Genomic DNA, 15165 nt, shown 5'->3' on the forward strand with positions numbered 1-15165 from the left:
GCCCAAAAATTAGAGCGCGCACAATTGCAAGGCAACACTGATCCCCATCCGATGACGGCGAAAGCCGACCATATGACCGTCGGCTTCACCTTTTCCGGGAGGCTGGAGCCGCAGGGCTTCATTGCGTTTGCCGAACATCGCGCGGCACGCCTGTCGCTCGGGCTGACGATTGCGGCCTGCGACCACGATCGCTGTCGCCTGACACTATCAGGCCCGGAAGCCCTGATCGACGCCTTCGAAATGGCTGTTAGCCTTGGTCCCTATGACAGCATCGTGCTCGACGTATCAAGATTTCAAACCGACGAAGACCTGCCCGCAAAGGCCGCATCATGACATCAGCCTCTCCCTGGATCCCCGTTGCCCTCTCCGCCGACATCGAAACCGGCACCTCCGCCGGAACGCTCGTTAACGGCGAGGAACGTGTTGTCTGGCGTGACGACGAGGGCGAAATCCACGTCTGGGAGGACCGCTGTCCGCATCGCGGCATGCGCATGAGCTTCGGCTTCGTGCGCGGCGACCACATCGCCTGCCTCTATCACGGCTGGCGCTATGACACGTCAGGCCAATGTCGCTACATCCCGGCCCATCCCGATCTCGAGGTACCCCAGACCATCAAGGTCCCGACCTTTGCCGCAACCGAACGCGCCGGCATTGTCTGGATGGCGCCGGACGGAGCAGATGCGGCCGAGCTCTCGACACTACCCGAGACGGCTGAACCCGTTCGCAGCCTCTTCCTCGACCTGTCGACGAACGCGGCTTTGCTGGCGGTGACGGCAGCCCCACCCGAGGGGTACCGGCCGGTCGAGAGCGAGACCGGCACAGTGACATTGCAAGGGAACGACGTGACCGTCCTGATCGCAGCCCAACCCCGCAACGCCGGCCGGGCCGCCTTGCACATCACGGTGACCGGACACACCGCCGCAGCCCTTCGCCGCGACCTGATCCTCTGGGCAACGGAGCTGCGCAACCGCGTTGAAGCCCAGATGGTGGAGGCAGCTTGATGATCAGGCTCTACGATTACCATCTCGACGAAAACGGCTTTCGCGTTCGCCTTCTCCTCTCCATGCTCGGCCTCTCCTTCGAAACGGTTGCCATCGACAAGGCACCCGGCCGCGAGCAGGAAAAGCCGCATATGCTGACGCTCAACCCGACCGGCACGTTGCCGATCCTCGAAGACGGCGATGTCAGGCTCTTCGGCACCGCTGCGATCCTCGCTTACCTCGTCCGCGCCCATGCGCCTGACAGTGCCTGGCTGCCGGTCGATCCCAAAAATTTCGGCCGCGTCCAGCAATGGCTGGGCTTTTCCGGCCGCGAACTGAAGCCCGCCGTCGACGCCCGCGAGGCCGCTCTCTTCACCTCTGAGGGCGCAAGCGAGGCAGACCTCAAGGCAGCGCGCAAAGCCTTCCGCATCATGGAAGACCACATGACGCTGCGGCAGATCGAAGGATCAGACTGGTTCGTCGGCGATACCCCGACACTCGCAGATCTAGCACTCCTACCGAGCTTCGCTTTGTCGCGCGACTGCGACACCGACCACGACGAATACCCGGCCCTTCGTCGTTGGCTACGCCGCTTCCGCGCGCTTCCAGGCTTCATCACCATGCCGGGCGTACCGGATTACCACTGACCTGCCTTGCTGGCCGAAAACGCCTCGGCTAGGTCGGAGGACCAGCAGGGAGGTTCGCCATGATCCGCATCGTCTTTCTCGACCGCGACACGCTTTCGCCGGAAACCGTGGTCCGCGCACCCTCCATGCCGCATGAGATGGTGGTCCATGCCCGCACGGCCCCGCATGAAGTGGCTGAGCGCATCCGCGACGCGGATGTCGTGATCACCAACAAGGCCCCTGTCCGTGCCGAGGCGCTGGCCGGCGCCGCGAAGCTGAAGCTGATCGCCGTCTCCGCCACCGGCACCGACATTGTCGATCTCACCGAGGCCAAGGCGCGTGGCATAGCCGTCTGCAACATCAGGAACTACGCCAAGCACACGGTGCCCGAACACACCTTCGCCCTGATGCTCGCGCTGCGTCGGTCGATCCTGCCCTATCGCCAGTCGGTGATCGAGGGACGCTGGCAGCAGGCCGCCCAATTCTGTTATTTCGATTATCCCATCGCCGACCTCGGTGGCTCGACGCTCGGGATCATCGGCCATGGCACGCTTGGCCAGTCGGTGGGAAAGATCGCCGAGGCCTTCGGCATGACGGTGCTGGCCGCCGGTCGTCGCGGCGCAACAGAACTGAAGCCGGGCCAGACGGCCTTCGACGAGGTCCTGAAGCGCTCTGACGTCATCACCCTCCACTGCCCGCTGACACCGGAAACGCGCGGCGTGATCGGTGAGCGGGAATTCGCGCTGATGGAGCGCCGCCCATTGCTCATCAACACCGGCCGTGGCGGTCTGGTCGATGAACTGGCGCTGGAAAAGGCGCTCGATGCCGGCCAGATATCCGGCGCCGGCTTCGACGTGACCGATGGCGAACCGCCCGCACAAAACAGCCCAATGATGCGCATTGCTAACAGAGAAAACGTCATCCTCACGCCGCACGTTGCCTGGGCAAGTCGCGAGGCGATCCAGGCGCTGGCCGACCAGTTGATCGAGAACATCGAGCTCTTTCTCGCAGGGACCCCGCGCAATCTCGTGACCTGATCCAACCAAGGCAGCCCTTGCCCTTTGGCCGCGACGCATGTCTAACTCTTTCAAAAGACAAGGGAGGACGGCATGCGTTATCTGGAGGCGGACTATCAGGGCGGGGAAATCCTGACGGCGAAAAAGGGCGCGCTCGGCCTTGTGGCACTCAACCGACCACGTGTGCTGAACAGTCTCTCCCACGACATGATCCTGGATTTCGGCAAGGCGCTCGATGCCTTCGAGGCCGACCCGCAAGTCGCAGCCGTGCTCGTCACCGGCGAGGGCGAGCGCGGGCTTTGCGCCGGCGGCGACATCAGGATGTTCTATGAAAGCGGCAAGGCCGGCGATGGCAAGGCCTCCCACTTCCTCAAGGCCGAATACCGCCTGAACGCCCGCATTGCCGGCTTCAAGAAACCTTACATCGTCGTCATGGACGGCATCACTATGGGCGGCGGCGTCGGGGTCTCCAGCCATGGCAGCCACCGCATCGTCACCGAAACGACGAAACTCGCCATGCCCGAAACCGGTATCGGCTTTTTCCCCGACATCGGCGCCACCTGGCTGCTCTCCCGCGCACCCGGCGAACTCGGCACCTGGATGGGCCTAACCGGCGAGGCGGTGAACGGCGCGGATGCCACCACCGCAGGCTTCGCCGACTGGTATGTCCCGCAGGACCGGGTAGCAGAACTCCTGGAACGGATCGCAGCCCTACCTGCACCCGCCCTTGGCCAATCGATCGCCTCGACGATCCGCGACTACACGGTGGACGGCCCGAAAGGCATCTTCTCCGAAGGCCGCGACATGATCGACCGCTGCTTCGCCCACGACACGGTCGAGGAGATCGTCGCAGCCCTAGAGGAAGAAGGCGGAGACCTCGCCGACAGAACGCTTATCGCCATGCGCGCGAAATCGCCGACCAGCCTGAAGGTGACGCTCAGGATGCTGCGCGAGGCCCGCCACTCCAAGGACCTCGAAACCTGCCTCGAACGAGAATTCGCCGGCACCTGCCAAGTGGTCAAGGTCCCCGACTTCTACGAAGGCATCCGGGCTGCGATCATCGACAAGGACAGGAACCCGAAATGGTCCCCGGCGATGCTTGAAAATGTGGCGCCGGAGAGTGTCGAGGCGTTCTTTGCGGCGAGGGATGAGCGGTTGTTTGGGTAGTACTTGAGCGCATCAACGTACCGACCGACTGGATGCAACCACAATGACCATCGCGTCCCACCATCAGCCGTGGAGGATCTGCCGCTTTGCGCCAGAAGCGGACATGAGCTTCCTTTGCGTGTTCAGACAATGTGTCCTCGTTGTGCTTTCCGGAGATCGGTATGGCTGCTTCGACAAGATCGTCAGGAACCGTGCATTCATGGCGTTCGACCAGCCTATTGAAAGTGCCGCAGCCTATGGTGAAGCGTCACGGTCTGTATCGAGGAATTTCCGCAACACTTCGAGATCAGGCAGCAAGCGCGCGACATGGTCAGGGGGAACGGCGGCTGCAATCCGCTTGAGATCTGGCGCGAGTGCGTCGATCGCATCCTGCCGGAACTTTCGCCCTGCATCCGTAATGTGGACCAGTTTTGATCGGCCATCCCCAGGGTTCTTGCGGATCTCGATCAGGCCCGCCTGTTCCAGAACGGCCAGCGAGTGCGTCATCGATGTCTTGGGCACCTGAAAGGCGCTGGCTATGGCAAGAGGCGTGCGGCCGTCGCCCACGCGGACCAAATGGTTCAACACATAAAATTGCGCTGCAACGAAGCCCGGCGGCAACCGGGCTTCCAGCAGGCTGCGTGAAAGCTGCCCGATGATGCCGATTTCGTTGAAGAGCCGGAAGTAGTCGGGCATTGCGCTTTCAGACATTCATGATCCTGCTCTCCAAAGGCCAACGCGGGCTGTTTCCGACAGCCGGACCATAGCCGATGCGCGACAGCATTTGAACCGTGCCCCCATCTGGTGCAAGGCGTTCATGCACTTGGCCGTAGGGCCCTGCCATCTCCGGAAACTCCTGCAAGGCCTGGCTGAGGGGCTGGAACCCAAGGCCCAGAGCCGTCGCTGCAAGGTTGACGCGCAGCCAGTCCGCCCCCGTGGCGATCTGCGTTTCGCGGCTGTTGTCGGCGGTGACCAACCAGACATGTCCCATCGCGGTATCGGCATTGGCGTAGATCGCGTCCATGCCGGACTTGAAGGCGAAACTCGTCGGGTCGGCCGCGATTTCACGGCTGAACATGCCTGTCAGGTGCATCGTTTCGAACATAGGTCCCGAAAAGTCGATGCCATCAGGGTTGGCATCCACTTCCCGGCGTCCGATGCGGAACAGATCGACGCTCTCCTGATAGGTGTGCGGCGTCTCGACCTCGATTCGCAGCGCTTCGCGCGTCAACGCGCGCAATTTGGCCGTTTCCGCCGGGTCAATAGTGCCTCCGAACCGCGTGCCGTTGCTGGCTGCCGCAGCCATCTGCGCAAGCATGTCGGGTGCGAGCGGGCGGCTCATGTCGAACGGTTCCTTGTTGGAGCGCCGGGCCGGCACCAGTGCGAATAGGGGATCGCGCGCAACCGTCGGATCAGCTGTGAGGGTGATGCGCGCAATGGGGCGTCGGTCGAGGGCCGTGGCGCTGCTGCCGAGCGGGAAGAGCGTCATGGCGGCGCGGTAGCCATCTTCTGCTGCGGCCATGCGCAGGACTTCCAGAAAACACCCCAGCCCGATCACGATCTGTCGGTTGAAGGGATCGGTGTGTGGCAAGAGGCGGTCAGTGTCCGCATGCAGCGTGATAACGCCGTCCTCGGACACATCCGCCAGCCACGGCTGGCGATTGTGCGGGTTCGGGGCCAGGAGCGCCCATGACAGGGCCCGCATCCGCGGGTCCTCATAGCTGCCCGCGAGCTCCCAGGGAAGGTAAGCCGTTTGCGGCATGCGTGTCGCCGCGTATCCGAAGGCACCGCCGGCTGCCAGAACAGCCCCGCCGCCAACAAGGAAAATCATCTTGCGCCGTGTCAGGTTCATCGCCATCCCCTTTGGTTCGATATCGAACTATGTAGTGCGACATCGAACCAAAGTCAAATGACGGTTGATTTGGGCAGTGCGTCTCGGGGGGGGCAGCTACTCCCGGTTGTACGGCTGTGGCAAGCGCTGACAGCTGGGTCGGTGAAGCCGAACCGAGGCAATCCGCTGATGCTGGTCGTCGGTTTTGGGCCGAATGCAGCCAACGATGCGCCCTGCCCCAACGAGAAAGATACCCCTCACTCAATCTCATACGGCATCGGGTTCCGCACCCGATGATCCACCACCAGCTTCCGCTTCAGCGGCGGAACGGCGCGGCTGGTGCATTTGACGCGCTCACAGATGCGGCAGGAAATGCCGATGGGGTCGAAGGCGCCGCGGTTGGAGAGGTCGAGGTCGTCGGCATAGACGAAGGCGCCGGCATAGGAGATCTCGCAGCCGAGCGCCAAGGCATAGCGCGGATTGGCGGCGCGGAAGCCGGCGGAGCCTTTTGAAACTTGCGTCGCGATGCAGAGATAGCGCACGCCATCGGGCGTTTCCGCCGTCTGACGGATGATCCGGCCCGGCGTCTCGAAGGCCTGATGCGCATTCCACAGCGGACAGGCAGCACCAAAGCGGGCAAATTGCAGGCGGGCCGCACTATGCCGCTTGGTGATATTGCCGGCCCGGTCGATGCGGGCAAAGAAGATCGGCACGCCCTTGAGGCCCGGTCGCTGCAAGGTCGAGAGGCGGTGGCAGACCTGTTCGAGCGAGGCCTCGAAACGGGCGGCGAGCAGTTCGATGTCGTGGCGGAGATCCCGCGCCGCGGTGAGGAAGCTGCGATAGGGCAGGATCAGCGCACCGGCGAAATAGTTGTAGAGCCCCATGCGACAGATCTCGACCGCCTCTTCGCTGCGGAAATTCGCCTGTTTCAGCACCTGGTCGATCTTGGTGGCGGCGGCGAGCTGGGCGATCTGGATGGCAATCTGGAAATCGCGGGTGGGGGCCGAGGCATAGCGGCTGACGGTCAGGATCCGCCCCACCGGATCGAAGCGGCGGATGGCCTCATCGCCCGCCTCGCCGCGCAAGACGCGCACGCCATGTTTCGCCTCGAGATGGCCTGAAAGGGCCGCGTAATTCTCCCCCTCCCCGAGCTTCAGTTCCGTCGCCAGTTGCTCGGCGGCAAGGTCGAGATCGTGGATATAGTTGTCGACGAAGTGGAAGAAGTCGCGCACCTCGTCGTAAGGCGTCACCTCCTGGCTGGGTGCTGCCCCCAGCCGATCGTCGAGGCTGGCCAGCTGCTCGTTGCCGCGCCTGTAAGCCTGGTGGGCTGCAATCAGCGCATGGGCAAAACCCGGTGCATTCTGGGTGACGAGCTTAAGCTCCTGCAGGCTCGGCGAATAGGTCTCGAACAACGGATCGGAGAGCGCCTCCGTCAGCGCCGACATCAGCCGGTCGTTCTGGCCGGAGGAAAGCTCGGTGATATCAATGCCGAACTTTTCCGCCAGCGACAGCAGCACCGAGGCCGAGACCGGGCGCTGATTGTTTTCAATCTGGTTGAGATAGCTGGTGGAAATGCCGACCATATCGGCAAACTGCGCCTGGGTGGCGCCGTTGGACTGGCGGATGTCGCGGACCTTGCGGCCGATGAAGAGTTTTCCGATGGCCATTTCGCAAATTCGCAATTTTCACTTTGCAAATTCATAAATCCACAGATGCACCTGTTCAACTGTTTTCTTCTGCGGCACAGTGGAATAGGTGTCACAGCAAGGCTTAAGAGCCAGAAGACCATTCGGGAGGAAGCATGTCGACGATCCTGGACCAGCTCGAAGCGCGCCGCGCGGAGGCCCGCCTCGGCGGCGGCGAAAAGCGCATTGCCGCCCAGCACGGCAAGGGCAAGCTGACCGCCCGCGAGCGCATCGAGGTCCTGCTCGACGAAGGCTCGTTCGAAGAATACGACATGTATGTCACGCACCGTTGCGTGGATTTCGGCATGGAGACCCAAAAGGTGCCGGGCGATGGCGTCGTCACCGGCTGGGGCACGATCAACGGCCGCCAGGTCTATGTCTTCTCCCAAGATTTCACTGTGCTCGGCGGCTCGCTGTCGGAAACCCATGCCCAGAAGATCTGCAAGATCATGGACATGGCGATGAAAACAGGCGCGCCAGTCATCGGCCTGAATGATTCCGGCGGCGCCCGCATCCAGGAAGGTGTGGCCTCGCTGGCCGGTTATGCCGATGTCTTCAAGCGCAATGTCGATGCATCAGGCGTCATCCCGCAGATCTCCGTGATCATGGGCCCCTGTGCCGGCGGTGCCGTCTATTCGCCCGCCATGACCGATTTCATCTTCATGGTGCGGGACAGCTCCTACATGTTCGTCACCGGCCCCGACGTGGTGAAGACCGTCACCAACGAGATCGTCACGGCGGAAGAACTGGGCGGCGCCTCCACCCACACGAAAAAATCCTCCGTCGCCGATGGCGCCTATGAAAACGACGTGGAGGCGCTGGAACAGGTTCGCCTGCTTTTCGACTTCCTGCCGCTCAACAACCGCGAAAAGCCGCCGGTCCGCCCCTTCCATGATGATCCCGCCCGCATCGAGATGCGGTTGGACACGCTGATCCCCGATAGCTCCAACAAGCCCTACGACATGAAGGAGCTGATCTACGCGCTGGCCGACGAGGGCGATTTCTTCGAGATCCAGGAGGCCTTTGCGAAGAACATCATCACCGGCTTCATCCGCATGGAGGGCCAGACGGTCGGCGTCGTCGCCAACCAGCCCATGGTGCTCGCCGGCTGCCTGGACATCGATTCATCGCGCAAGGCTGCGCGCTTCGTCCGCTTCTGCGATGCCTTCTCGATCCCGATCCTGACGCTGGTCGACGTGCCCGGCTTCCTGCCCGGCACCGCCCAGGAATATGGCGGCGTCATCAAGCATGGCGCAAAACTCTTGTTCGCCTATAGCCAGGCAACCGTGCCGATGGTGACCCTCATCACCCGCAAGGCCTATGGCGGTGCCTATGACGTCATGGCTTCCAAACATATCGGCGCCGATATCAACTATGCCTGGCCGACTGCCGAAATCGCCGTGATGGGCGCCAAGGGGGCCACCGAAATCCTCTACCGCTCGGAACTCGGCGATGCCGAGAAGATCGCGGCGCGAACTAGGGAATACGAAGTCAACTTCGCCAATCCCTTCAAGGCGGCCGAACGCGGCTTCATCGACGAAGTGATCATGCCGCATTCCTCCCGCCGCCGCATTGCCAAGGCCTTTGCCAGCCTCCGCAACAAGCAGGTCGGCACCCATTGGAAGAAGCACGACACGATCCCGTTGTAACGACCGATTGAGAGTGGGCAAGGACGACACGGAAGGCCTATATAACTCTCGGCGCGCCCGAGGCGCATCACCGAGAAAGGACCCGATTTCATGACCGAGACAAAATTCCCGCCCGAGAAGAACCTGCCTGCCGGCTATCAGCCGCCGAAGGTCTGGACCTGGGAGCCCGGCAATGGCGGCGCCTTTGCCAGCATCAACCGCCCGATTTCAGGCGCGACGCATGACAAGGAACGCCCGGTCGGCAAGCATCCGCTGCAGCTCTATTCGCTCGGCACGCCGAACGGCCAGAAGGTGACGATCCTGCTCGAGGAGCTGCTGGCATCAGGCCATGAAGGTGCTGAATACGATGCCTGGCTGATCAATATCGGCAATGGCGACCAGTTTTCCTCGGGCTTTGTCGAGGTTAACCCGAATTCCAAGATCCCGGCCTTGATGGACCATCAGCCTGTCGATGGCGGAGAGCCGATCCGACTGTTCGAGTCAGCCTCGATCATGACCTACCTCGCGGAGAAATTCGGCGCCTTCCTGCCGACCGAGACCCGCGCCCGGGCCGAGACGCTGAACTGGCTGTTCTGGCAGATGGGCTCCGCCCCCTTCCTCGGCGGCGGCTTTGGCCATTTCTACACCTATGCGCCGATGAAGATCCAATATGCCATCGACCGCTACGCCATGGAGGTGAAGCGCCAGATGGATGTGCTGAACCGCCACCTCGCCAACAACGAGTTCATGGCCGGCAAGGATTACACGATCGCCGATATGGCCATCTGGCCCTGGTATGGACGTCTCGCTCTGCACGGCGCCTATGACGATGCCGGCACTTTTCTGTCGGTCGACGAATACGAACATGTCCAACGCTGGACGAAACAGCTCGCAGCCCGCCCGGGTGTGAAGCGCGGCGCGATCGTCAACAAGACCTCCGGCCCGCTCTCCGAACAGCTGCATGAACGCCACGATGCCTCCGACTTCGACACGAAGACGCAGGACAAACTGGCCGGTCAGGCGTGAGGAGAAAACCATGAGCAAAGCGCCCGACATGATCAAACATCGGGGTTTTCCATCCGGCATGCCGGGGACCGGTGTGCAGTTCACCATTCGCCGCGCCAATGACAAGGGTGTCACCCCGATCAAGACCCTGCCGCGCAAGGCGCGGCCAGGGACGAAGGAGCACCGGATCGACGCTGCCTTTCTGCATGCGCTCTGGCACCAGTTCGGGGCAGAACCATTCGTCCGCGGCAATCTCGATGCAGCCCGCCTCAGCCTGTTGTTTGGTCGCGAGGTCGTGGCCGTGAACAAGGACTTCGACCCTCATTCCTATGACGAAATGCTTGTCATAAACGAGAGGGTGGCGCGCAAGAGCTTCCCGGAATCCTTCGAAGACGTGTTCGAGGTTTAAGACAATGGCAAAAGATCCGCTCATGCCGAAACATCAGGGCTTTCCCTTGGGATTGCCCGGAACGCAATGGCAATACACGATCCGCCGGCCAAACCCGAAGGTCACGCCCGTCACCAACTGGCCGCGCCACCGCACCATGGACCAGACGGTGGCACTCGCCGACCTCGGCTTCATGCAGGCGCTCTGGCAGTTTTTCGGCACCGAACCCTTCGAGCGCGGTAATCTCGACGGCGAACGCCTCTGCCGCCTCTTCGGCCGCGAAGTCATCGCCGCCGAACGCGGCTTTGATCCACAATCCTATTTCGCCAAGCTGAAGATCAACGAAGCGCTAGCCCGAAAGAATTTTCCGGAAGCCTTCGGCGAGGTGAAGAACGAGCAGAGCGTGGCCAAGGGCTTGAAGAAGAAGGTGCAGGAATAGTCGGCAGATATAGCGCTTGAGCGTCTGGCGGCTGTGTCCGGATGATAAACGGCAGGGAGAGAACATAAATGATCCAGAAAATCCTCATCGCCAACCGTGGCGAAATTGCCTGCCGGGTCATCAAGACCGCGAAGAAGCTCGGCATCAAGACGGTCGCCGTCTATTCCGATGCCGACCGCAATGCGCTGCATGTCGAGATGGCCGATGAGGCGGTGCATATCGGCCCGGCACCATCCAACCAGTCCTATATCGTCATCGACAAGATCCTCGATGCCATCAGGCAGACCGGCGCCGATGCGGTGCATCCCGGCTACGGCTTCCTCTCGGAAAACGCCGCCTTCGCCGAGGCGCTGGAAAAGGCCGGTGTCACCTTCATCGGCCCGCCGGTTGGCGCGATCCAGGCCATGGGCGACAAGATCACCTCGAAGAAGCTGGCAGCAGAAGCCGGCGTATCGACGGTGCCCGGCCATATGGGCCTGATTGCGGATGCCGACGAGGCGGTAAAAATCTCCGATCAGATCGGCTATCCCGTGATGATCAAGGCCTCGGCCGGCGGCGGCGGCAAGGGTATGCGCATCGCCTGGAATGCCGAAGAGGCCCGCGAAGGTTTCCAGTCATCGAAGAACGAGGCAAAGAACTCCTTCGGCGACGACCGCATCTTCATCGAGAAATTCGTCACCGAACCGCGCCATATCGAGATCCAGGTGCTCGGCGACAAGCATGGCAACACGCTTTATCTTGGCGAGCGCGAATGCTCGATCCAGCGGCGAAACCAGAAGGTTATCGAAGAGGCCCCCTCGCCGTTCCTCGATGCCGCCACCCGCAAGGCCATGGGCGAACAGGCCGTGGCACTGGCAAAAGCCGTCGGCTATCACTCAGCCGGCACCGTCGAGTTCATCGTCGATGGCAAGCAGAACAAGTTCTACTTCCTCGAGATGAACACCCGCCTGCAGGTCGAGCATCCCGTCACTGAACTGGTAACCGGCCTTGATCTCGTCGAGCAGATGATCCGTGTCGCAGCCGGCGAGAAACTCAGCTTCGGCCAGGACGATGTAAAGCTGAACGGCTGGGCGATCGAAAGCCGCCTTTACGCCGAAGACCCCTATCGCAACTTCCTGCCCTCGATCGGTCGCCTCTCCCGCTACCGCCCGCCGGCAGAGGGCACGAGCGCTGAAGGCACGGTTGTTCGCAACGACACCGGCGTCTTCGAGGGCGGCGAGATCTCGATGTATTACGACCCGATGATTGCCAAGCTCTGCACCTGGGCTCCGGATCGTCTCACTGCAATTGACGCGATGTCGGAGGCGCTCGACAGTTTCGAAGTCGAAGGCATCGGCCACAACCTGCCCTTCCTCTCGGCCGTGATGAACCAGGACCGTTTCCGCTCCGGCAAGATCACCACGGCCTATATCGCCGAGGAGTTCAAGGACGGCTTCACCGGCGTAACGCCAGATGCGGCCTCGGCGGAAAAGCTCGCCGCCATCGCCGCCGTCATCAATCATCGCCTCCAGGCGCGTGCGATCCAGATCTCCGGCACCATCGGCAACCATACCCGCAAGCTCGGCAAGGACTGGGTCGTCAATCTGGCGGGTGGCGACCATGCCCTTGCCGTCACCGAAGGCACCGGCAACACGCGCGTCGCATTCGAAGCCGGCAACGAGCTTGTTCTAGCCACCGACTGGCAGCCAGGTAAGACACTCGCCCATGTCGACATCGGCGGCGAAACGCTCGCGGTGAAGGTCGACCTCAAAGGCCCCGCCATTCGGCTGCGCTGGCGCGGCATGGATGTCACCGCCCGCGTCCGCTCGCCACGTGTGGCAGCCCTCGCCAAGCTGATGCCGGAAAAGCTGCCGCCGGATACGTCCAAGATGCTGCTCTGCCCCATGCCGGGTGTCATCACCGGTGTCGCTGTCAAGGAAGGCGAGACCGTCGAGGCCGGTCAGGCGCTCGCCACCGTCGAGGCGATGAAGATGGAGAACATCCTCAAGGCCGAACGCCGGGGTACGGTCAAAAAGATCGTCGTCAAGCCGGGCCAAAGTCTGGCGGTCGATGAGCTGATCATGGAGTTCGAGGGGTAACGTTTTCCTTCGAAGGGAAAGCCCCCTCATCCGCCTGCCGGCACCTTCTCCCCGTGAACGGGGAGAAGGCCGAGATGGCACCCCTTGGCACCTCCCTCTCCCCGCTTGCGGGGAGAGGGCAGGGTGAGGGGCAAACAGGAATACTAGTCGTCGGCCCGCAGTCCAAGCGGAGCAGGGAGAAGACCGGATGACCAAGAAAACCATCGCCGACTGGCAGACGCTTGCCGAGAAGGAATTGAAGCGTCCGGCGGACGCGCTCACCTGGCACACGCCCGAGGGTATCGATGTCAAGCCGCTCTACACGGCAGACGATATCGCCGGCATCGACCATCTCGACAGCCTGCCGGGCTTTGCCCCCTTCACTCGTGGTCCGCGCGCGACCATGTATGCCGGCCGTCCATGGACGATCCGGCAATATGCCGGTTTTTCGACAGCGGAGGAGAGCAATGCCTTCTACCGCAAGGCGCTTCTCGCCGGTCAGCAGGGCGTCTCCGTCGCCTTCGATCTTGCCACCCATCGCGGCTATGACTCGGATCATCCCCGTGTCGAAGGCGATGTCGGCAAGGCGGGTGTGGCGATCGACAGTGTCGAGGACATGAAGATCCTGTTCGACGGCATTCCACTCGAAGCCATCTCCGTCTCGATGACCATGAATGGCGCCGTCATCCCGATCCTCGCCAATTTCATCGTCACCGGCGAAGAACAGGGTGTTACGCGCGACAAGCTGTCCGGGACCATCCAGAACGACATCCTCAAGGAGTTCATGGTCCGCAACACCTATATCTATCCGCCCGAACCCTCGATGCGGATCATCGCCGACATCATCGAATACACGGCGAAGGAGATGCCGAAGTTCAACTCGATCTCGATTTCCGGCTACCACATGCAGGAGGCGGGCGCGACGCTGGTGCAGGAGCTCGCCTTCACGCTGGCCGATGGTCGCGAATATGTCCGCGCCGCCATCGCCAAGGGCCTGAATGTCGATGAATTCGCCGGCCGCCTCTCTTTCTTCTTTGCCATCGGCATGAACTTCTTCATGGAGGCCGCGAAACTCCGCGCCGCCCGCCTGCTCTGGACCCGCATCATGCAGGAATTCGAGCCGAAGAAGGCGTCGAGCCTGATGCTGCGCACCCATTGCCAGACGTCGGGCGTGTCGCTGGCCGAGCAGGATCCCTATAACAACATCGTCCGCACCGCGTTTGAAGCGATGTCCGCCGTGCTTGGCGGCACCCAGTCGCTGCACACAAACTCCTTTGACGAGGCGATTGCGCTGCCGACGGAATTCTCCGCCCGCATCGCCCGCAATACCCAGCTGATCCTGCAGCACGAGACGGGCGTGACCAAGGTCGTCGATCCCCTCGCCGGCTCCTATTATGTCGAGAGCCTGACCAACGAGATGGCGGAAAAGGCCTGGGCGCTGATTGAGGAGATCGAGCGGCTGGGCGGCATGACCAAGGCCGTGGATGACGGCTTGCCGAAGCGCCTGATCGAGGAAGCCGCGACCCGTCGCCAGGCCGCCGTGGACCGTGCCGAGGAGGTCATCGTCGGCGTCAACAAATACCGCCTCGAAAATGAGGAACCGATCGACATTCTGCAGATCGACAACTCGGCTGTCCGCCTGTCGCAGATCAAGCGTATCGAGCAGACACGCCGGCAGCGCGATCCGAAGCGGGTCAGCGAAACGCTGGCACGCCTGACGGACGTGGCACGCTCGGGCCAGGGCAACATCCTCGAAGCCGCCGTCGACGCCGCCCGCGCCCGCGCCACCGTCGGCGAGATCTCGGATGCCATGCGCGCCGTCTTCGGCGATCACGTTGCCGTGCCCGAAGTCGTGCATGACATCTACGGCAAGGCCTATGAAGGCGATCCGGAAATGGAGACGCTGTCGACCCGCCTCAAGGATTACGGCAAGGCCGCGTCCAAGCCGCGTATCCTGATCGCCAAGCTCGGCCAGGATGGCCATGACCGAGGAGCCAAGGTGATTGCATCCGCCTTTGGCGATATCGGCTTCGATGTCGTGGCAGGACCACTCTTCCAGACGCCGGACGAGGCAGCAGACTTGGCCGTCGCCAACAGGGTGCACGTGGTTGGACTGTCCTCGCTAGCCGCCGGCCACAAGACGCTCGCGCCGCAGCTGGTCGAAGCGCTGAAGGCCAAGGGGGCGAACGACGTGATCGTGGTCGTCGGCGGAGTCATTCCGCGCCAGGACTACGACTTCCTGCTGGAGCATGGTGTCTCCGCCGTCTTCGGTCCGGGCACGAATGTCATGGATGCCGCCCGCTCCGTGCTTGACCTGCTGGAGGGTCGCCTGCGAAACAGTTGACACGCAGGCAGCGCTCGGGG

At 62.3% G+C, this 15165-nt stretch carries 14 protein-coding genes; 11 read left to right on the forward strand and 3 right to left on the reverse strand.

Going from position 1 to position 15165, the window contains the following annotated elements:
* Positions 1-24 precede the first annotated feature (24 nt).
* The 5 genes from GH983_RS15185 (at position 25) to GH983_RS15205 (ending at position 3789) form a co-directional block, all read left to right on the forward strand.
* Positions 25-333 carry a hypothetical protein gene (locus tag GH983_RS15185; protein WP_246727407.1) on the forward strand — a complete coding sequence of 103 codons (309 nt, stop codon included), beginning with the start codon at positions 25-27 and terminating at the stop codon, positions 331-333.
* Positions 330-1001 (forward strand): Rieske (2Fe-2S) protein, encoded by a 672-nt coding sequence (locus tag GH983_RS15190; protein WP_153762834.1) that lies wholly within the window; start codon positions 330-332, stop codon positions 999-1001. The genes GH983_RS15185 and GH983_RS15190 overlap by 4 nt, the downstream gene beginning before the upstream one ends.
* Positions 1001-1627, forward strand: a complete 627-nt coding sequence (locus GH983_RS15195) for a glutathione S-transferase family protein (RefSeq protein ID WP_153762835.1) — start codon at positions 1001-1003, stop codon at positions 1625-1627. The genes GH983_RS15190 and GH983_RS15195 overlap by 1 nt, the downstream gene beginning before the upstream one ends.
* Positions 1628-1686: 59 nt before the next feature.
* Positions 1687-2643: a D-2-hydroxyacid dehydrogenase gene (locus tag GH983_RS15200; protein WP_069043323.1), complete on the forward strand. Its 957-nt coding sequence runs from the start codon at positions 1687-1689 to the stop codon at positions 2641-2643.
* A 72-nt stretch (positions 2644-2715) separates the two neighbouring features.
* Complete coding sequence (locus GH983_RS15205; RefSeq protein ID WP_153762836.1) at positions 2716-3789, forward strand: enoyl-CoA hydratase/isomerase family protein; 1074 nt, start codon at positions 2716-2718, stop codon at positions 3787-3789.
* Positions 3790-4023: 234 nt separating this feature from the next.
* Here the strand turns inward: GH983_RS15205 and GH983_RS15210 are convergent, their stop codons facing one another.
* The 3 genes from GH983_RS15210 to GH983_RS15220 form a co-directional block, all read right to left on the reverse strand.
* Positions 4024-4479 (reverse strand): MarR family winged helix-turn-helix transcriptional regulator, encoded by a 456-nt coding sequence (locus GH983_RS15210; RefSeq protein ID WP_069043321.1) that lies wholly within the window; start codon positions 4477-4479, stop codon positions 4024-4026.
* The gene (locus tag GH983_RS15215; protein ID WP_246727408.1) at positions 4472-5620 is read right to left on the reverse strand and encodes a twin-arginine translocation pathway signal protein; all 1149 of its coding nucleotides are present in this window, start codon (positions 5618-5620) and stop codon (positions 4472-4474) included. Before GH983_RS15215 ends, GH983_RS15210 begins: the two co-directional genes overlap by 8 nt.
* A gap of 236 nt (positions 5621-5856) precedes the next feature.
* Positions 5857-7266, reverse strand: coding sequence for a short-chain fatty acyl-CoA regulator family protein (locus GH983_RS15220; RefSeq protein ID WP_069043320.1), 1410 nt, complete (start codon positions 7264-7266; stop codon positions 5857-5859).
* A 134-nt stretch (positions 7267-7400) separates the two neighbouring features.
* Here GH983_RS15220 and GH983_RS15225 point away from each other — a divergent pair, with 134 nt between their 5' ends.
* From GH983_RS15225 to scpA, 6 genes are all read left to right on the forward strand, one after another.
* Complete coding sequence (locus GH983_RS15225) at positions 7401-8933, forward strand: acyl-CoA carboxylase subunit beta (RefSeq protein WP_069043319.1); 1533 nt, start codon at positions 7401-7403, stop codon at positions 8931-8933.
* A 90-nt stretch (positions 8934-9023) separates the two neighbouring features.
* The gene (gene yghU, locus GH983_RS15230) at positions 9024-9938 is read left to right on the forward strand and encodes a glutathione-dependent disulfide-bond oxidoreductase (RefSeq protein ID WP_069043318.1); all 915 of its coding nucleotides are present in this window, start codon (positions 9024-9026) and stop codon (positions 9936-9938) included.
* 10 nt (positions 9939-9948) lie between these two features.
* Positions 9949-10326: a hypothetical protein gene (locus tag GH983_RS15235; protein WP_069043317.1), complete on the forward strand. Its 378-nt coding sequence runs from the start codon at positions 9949-9951 to the stop codon at positions 10324-10326.
* Between the two features lie 4 nt (positions 10327-10330).
* Positions 10331-10744, forward strand: coding sequence for a hypothetical protein (locus tag GH983_RS15240; RefSeq protein WP_054147926.1), 414 nt, complete (start codon positions 10331-10333; stop codon positions 10742-10744).
* Positions 10745-10812: 68 nt separating this feature from the next.
* Complete coding sequence (locus GH983_RS15245) at positions 10813-12822, forward strand: acetyl/propionyl/methylcrotonyl-CoA carboxylase subunit alpha (protein ID WP_153762837.1); 2010 nt, start codon at positions 10813-10815, stop codon at positions 12820-12822.
* A 187-nt stretch (positions 12823-13009) separates the two neighbouring features.
* Positions 13010-15145 (forward strand): methylmalonyl-CoA mutase, encoded by a 2136-nt coding sequence (gene scpA / locus GH983_RS15250; RefSeq protein ID WP_153762838.1) that lies wholly within the window; start codon positions 13010-13012, stop codon positions 15143-15145.
* The last annotated feature ends 20 nt before the right edge of the window (positions 15146-15165 follow it).

Origin of the sequence: Agrobacterium sp. MA01, from assembly GCF_009650195.1 — a bacterium.
Taxonomy (GTDB): domain Bacteria; phylum Pseudomonadota; class Alphaproteobacteria; order Rhizobiales; family Rhizobiaceae; genus Allorhizobium.

What these genes read in the sequence shown, in the direction of transcription:
- GH983_RS15190 (WP_153762834.1), top strand. Translation starts at nt 330, where the DNA reads ATGACATCAGCCTCTCCCTGGATCCCCGTTGCCCTCTCCGCCGACATC.
- scpA (WP_153762838.1), top strand. Translation starts at nt 13,010, where the DNA reads ATGACCAAGAAAACCATCGCCGACTGGCAGACGCTTGCCGAGAAGGAA.
- GH983_RS15240 (WP_054147926.1), top strand. Translation starts at nt 10,331, where the DNA reads ATGGCAAAAGATCCGCTCATGCCGAAACATCAGGGCTTTCCCTTGGGA.
- GH983_RS15200 (WP_069043323.1), top strand. Translation starts at nt 1,687, where the DNA reads ATGATCCGCATCGTCTTTCTCGACCGCGACACGCTTTCGCCGGAAACC.
- GH983_RS15205 (WP_153762836.1), top strand. Translation starts at nt 2,716, where the DNA reads ATGCGTTATCTGGAGGCGGACTATCAGGGCGGGGAAATCCTGACGGCG.
- GH983_RS15220 (WP_069043320.1), bottom strand. Translation starts at nt 7,266, where the DNA reads ATGGCCATCGGAAAACTCTTCATCGGCCGCAAGGTCCGCGACATCCGC.
- yghU (WP_069043318.1), top strand. Translation starts at nt 9,024, where the DNA reads ATGACCGAGACAAAATTCCCGCCCGAGAAGAACCTGCCTGCCGGCTAT.
- GH983_RS15195 (WP_153762835.1), top strand. Translation starts at nt 1,001, where the DNA reads ATGATCAGGCTCTACGATTACCATCTCGACGAAAACGGCTTTCGCGTT.
- GH983_RS15210 (WP_069043321.1), bottom strand. Translation starts at nt 4,479, where the DNA reads ATGTCTGAAAGCGCAATGCCCGACTACTTCCGGCTCTTCAACGAAATC.
- GH983_RS15235 (WP_069043317.1), top strand. Translation starts at nt 9,949, where the DNA reads ATGAGCAAAGCGCCCGACATGATCAAACATCGGGGTTTTCCATCCGGC.
- GH983_RS15215 (WP_246727408.1), bottom strand. Translation starts at nt 5,620, where the DNA reads ATGAACCTGACACGGCGCAAGATGATTTTCCTTGTTGGCGGCGGGGCT.
- GH983_RS15245 (WP_153762837.1), top strand. Translation starts at nt 10,813, where the DNA reads ATGATCCAGAAAATCCTCATCGCCAACCGTGGCGAAATTGCCTGCCGG.
- GH983_RS15225 (WP_069043319.1), top strand. Translation starts at nt 7,401, where the DNA reads ATGTCGACGATCCTGGACCAGCTCGAAGCGCGCCGCGCGGAGGCCCGC.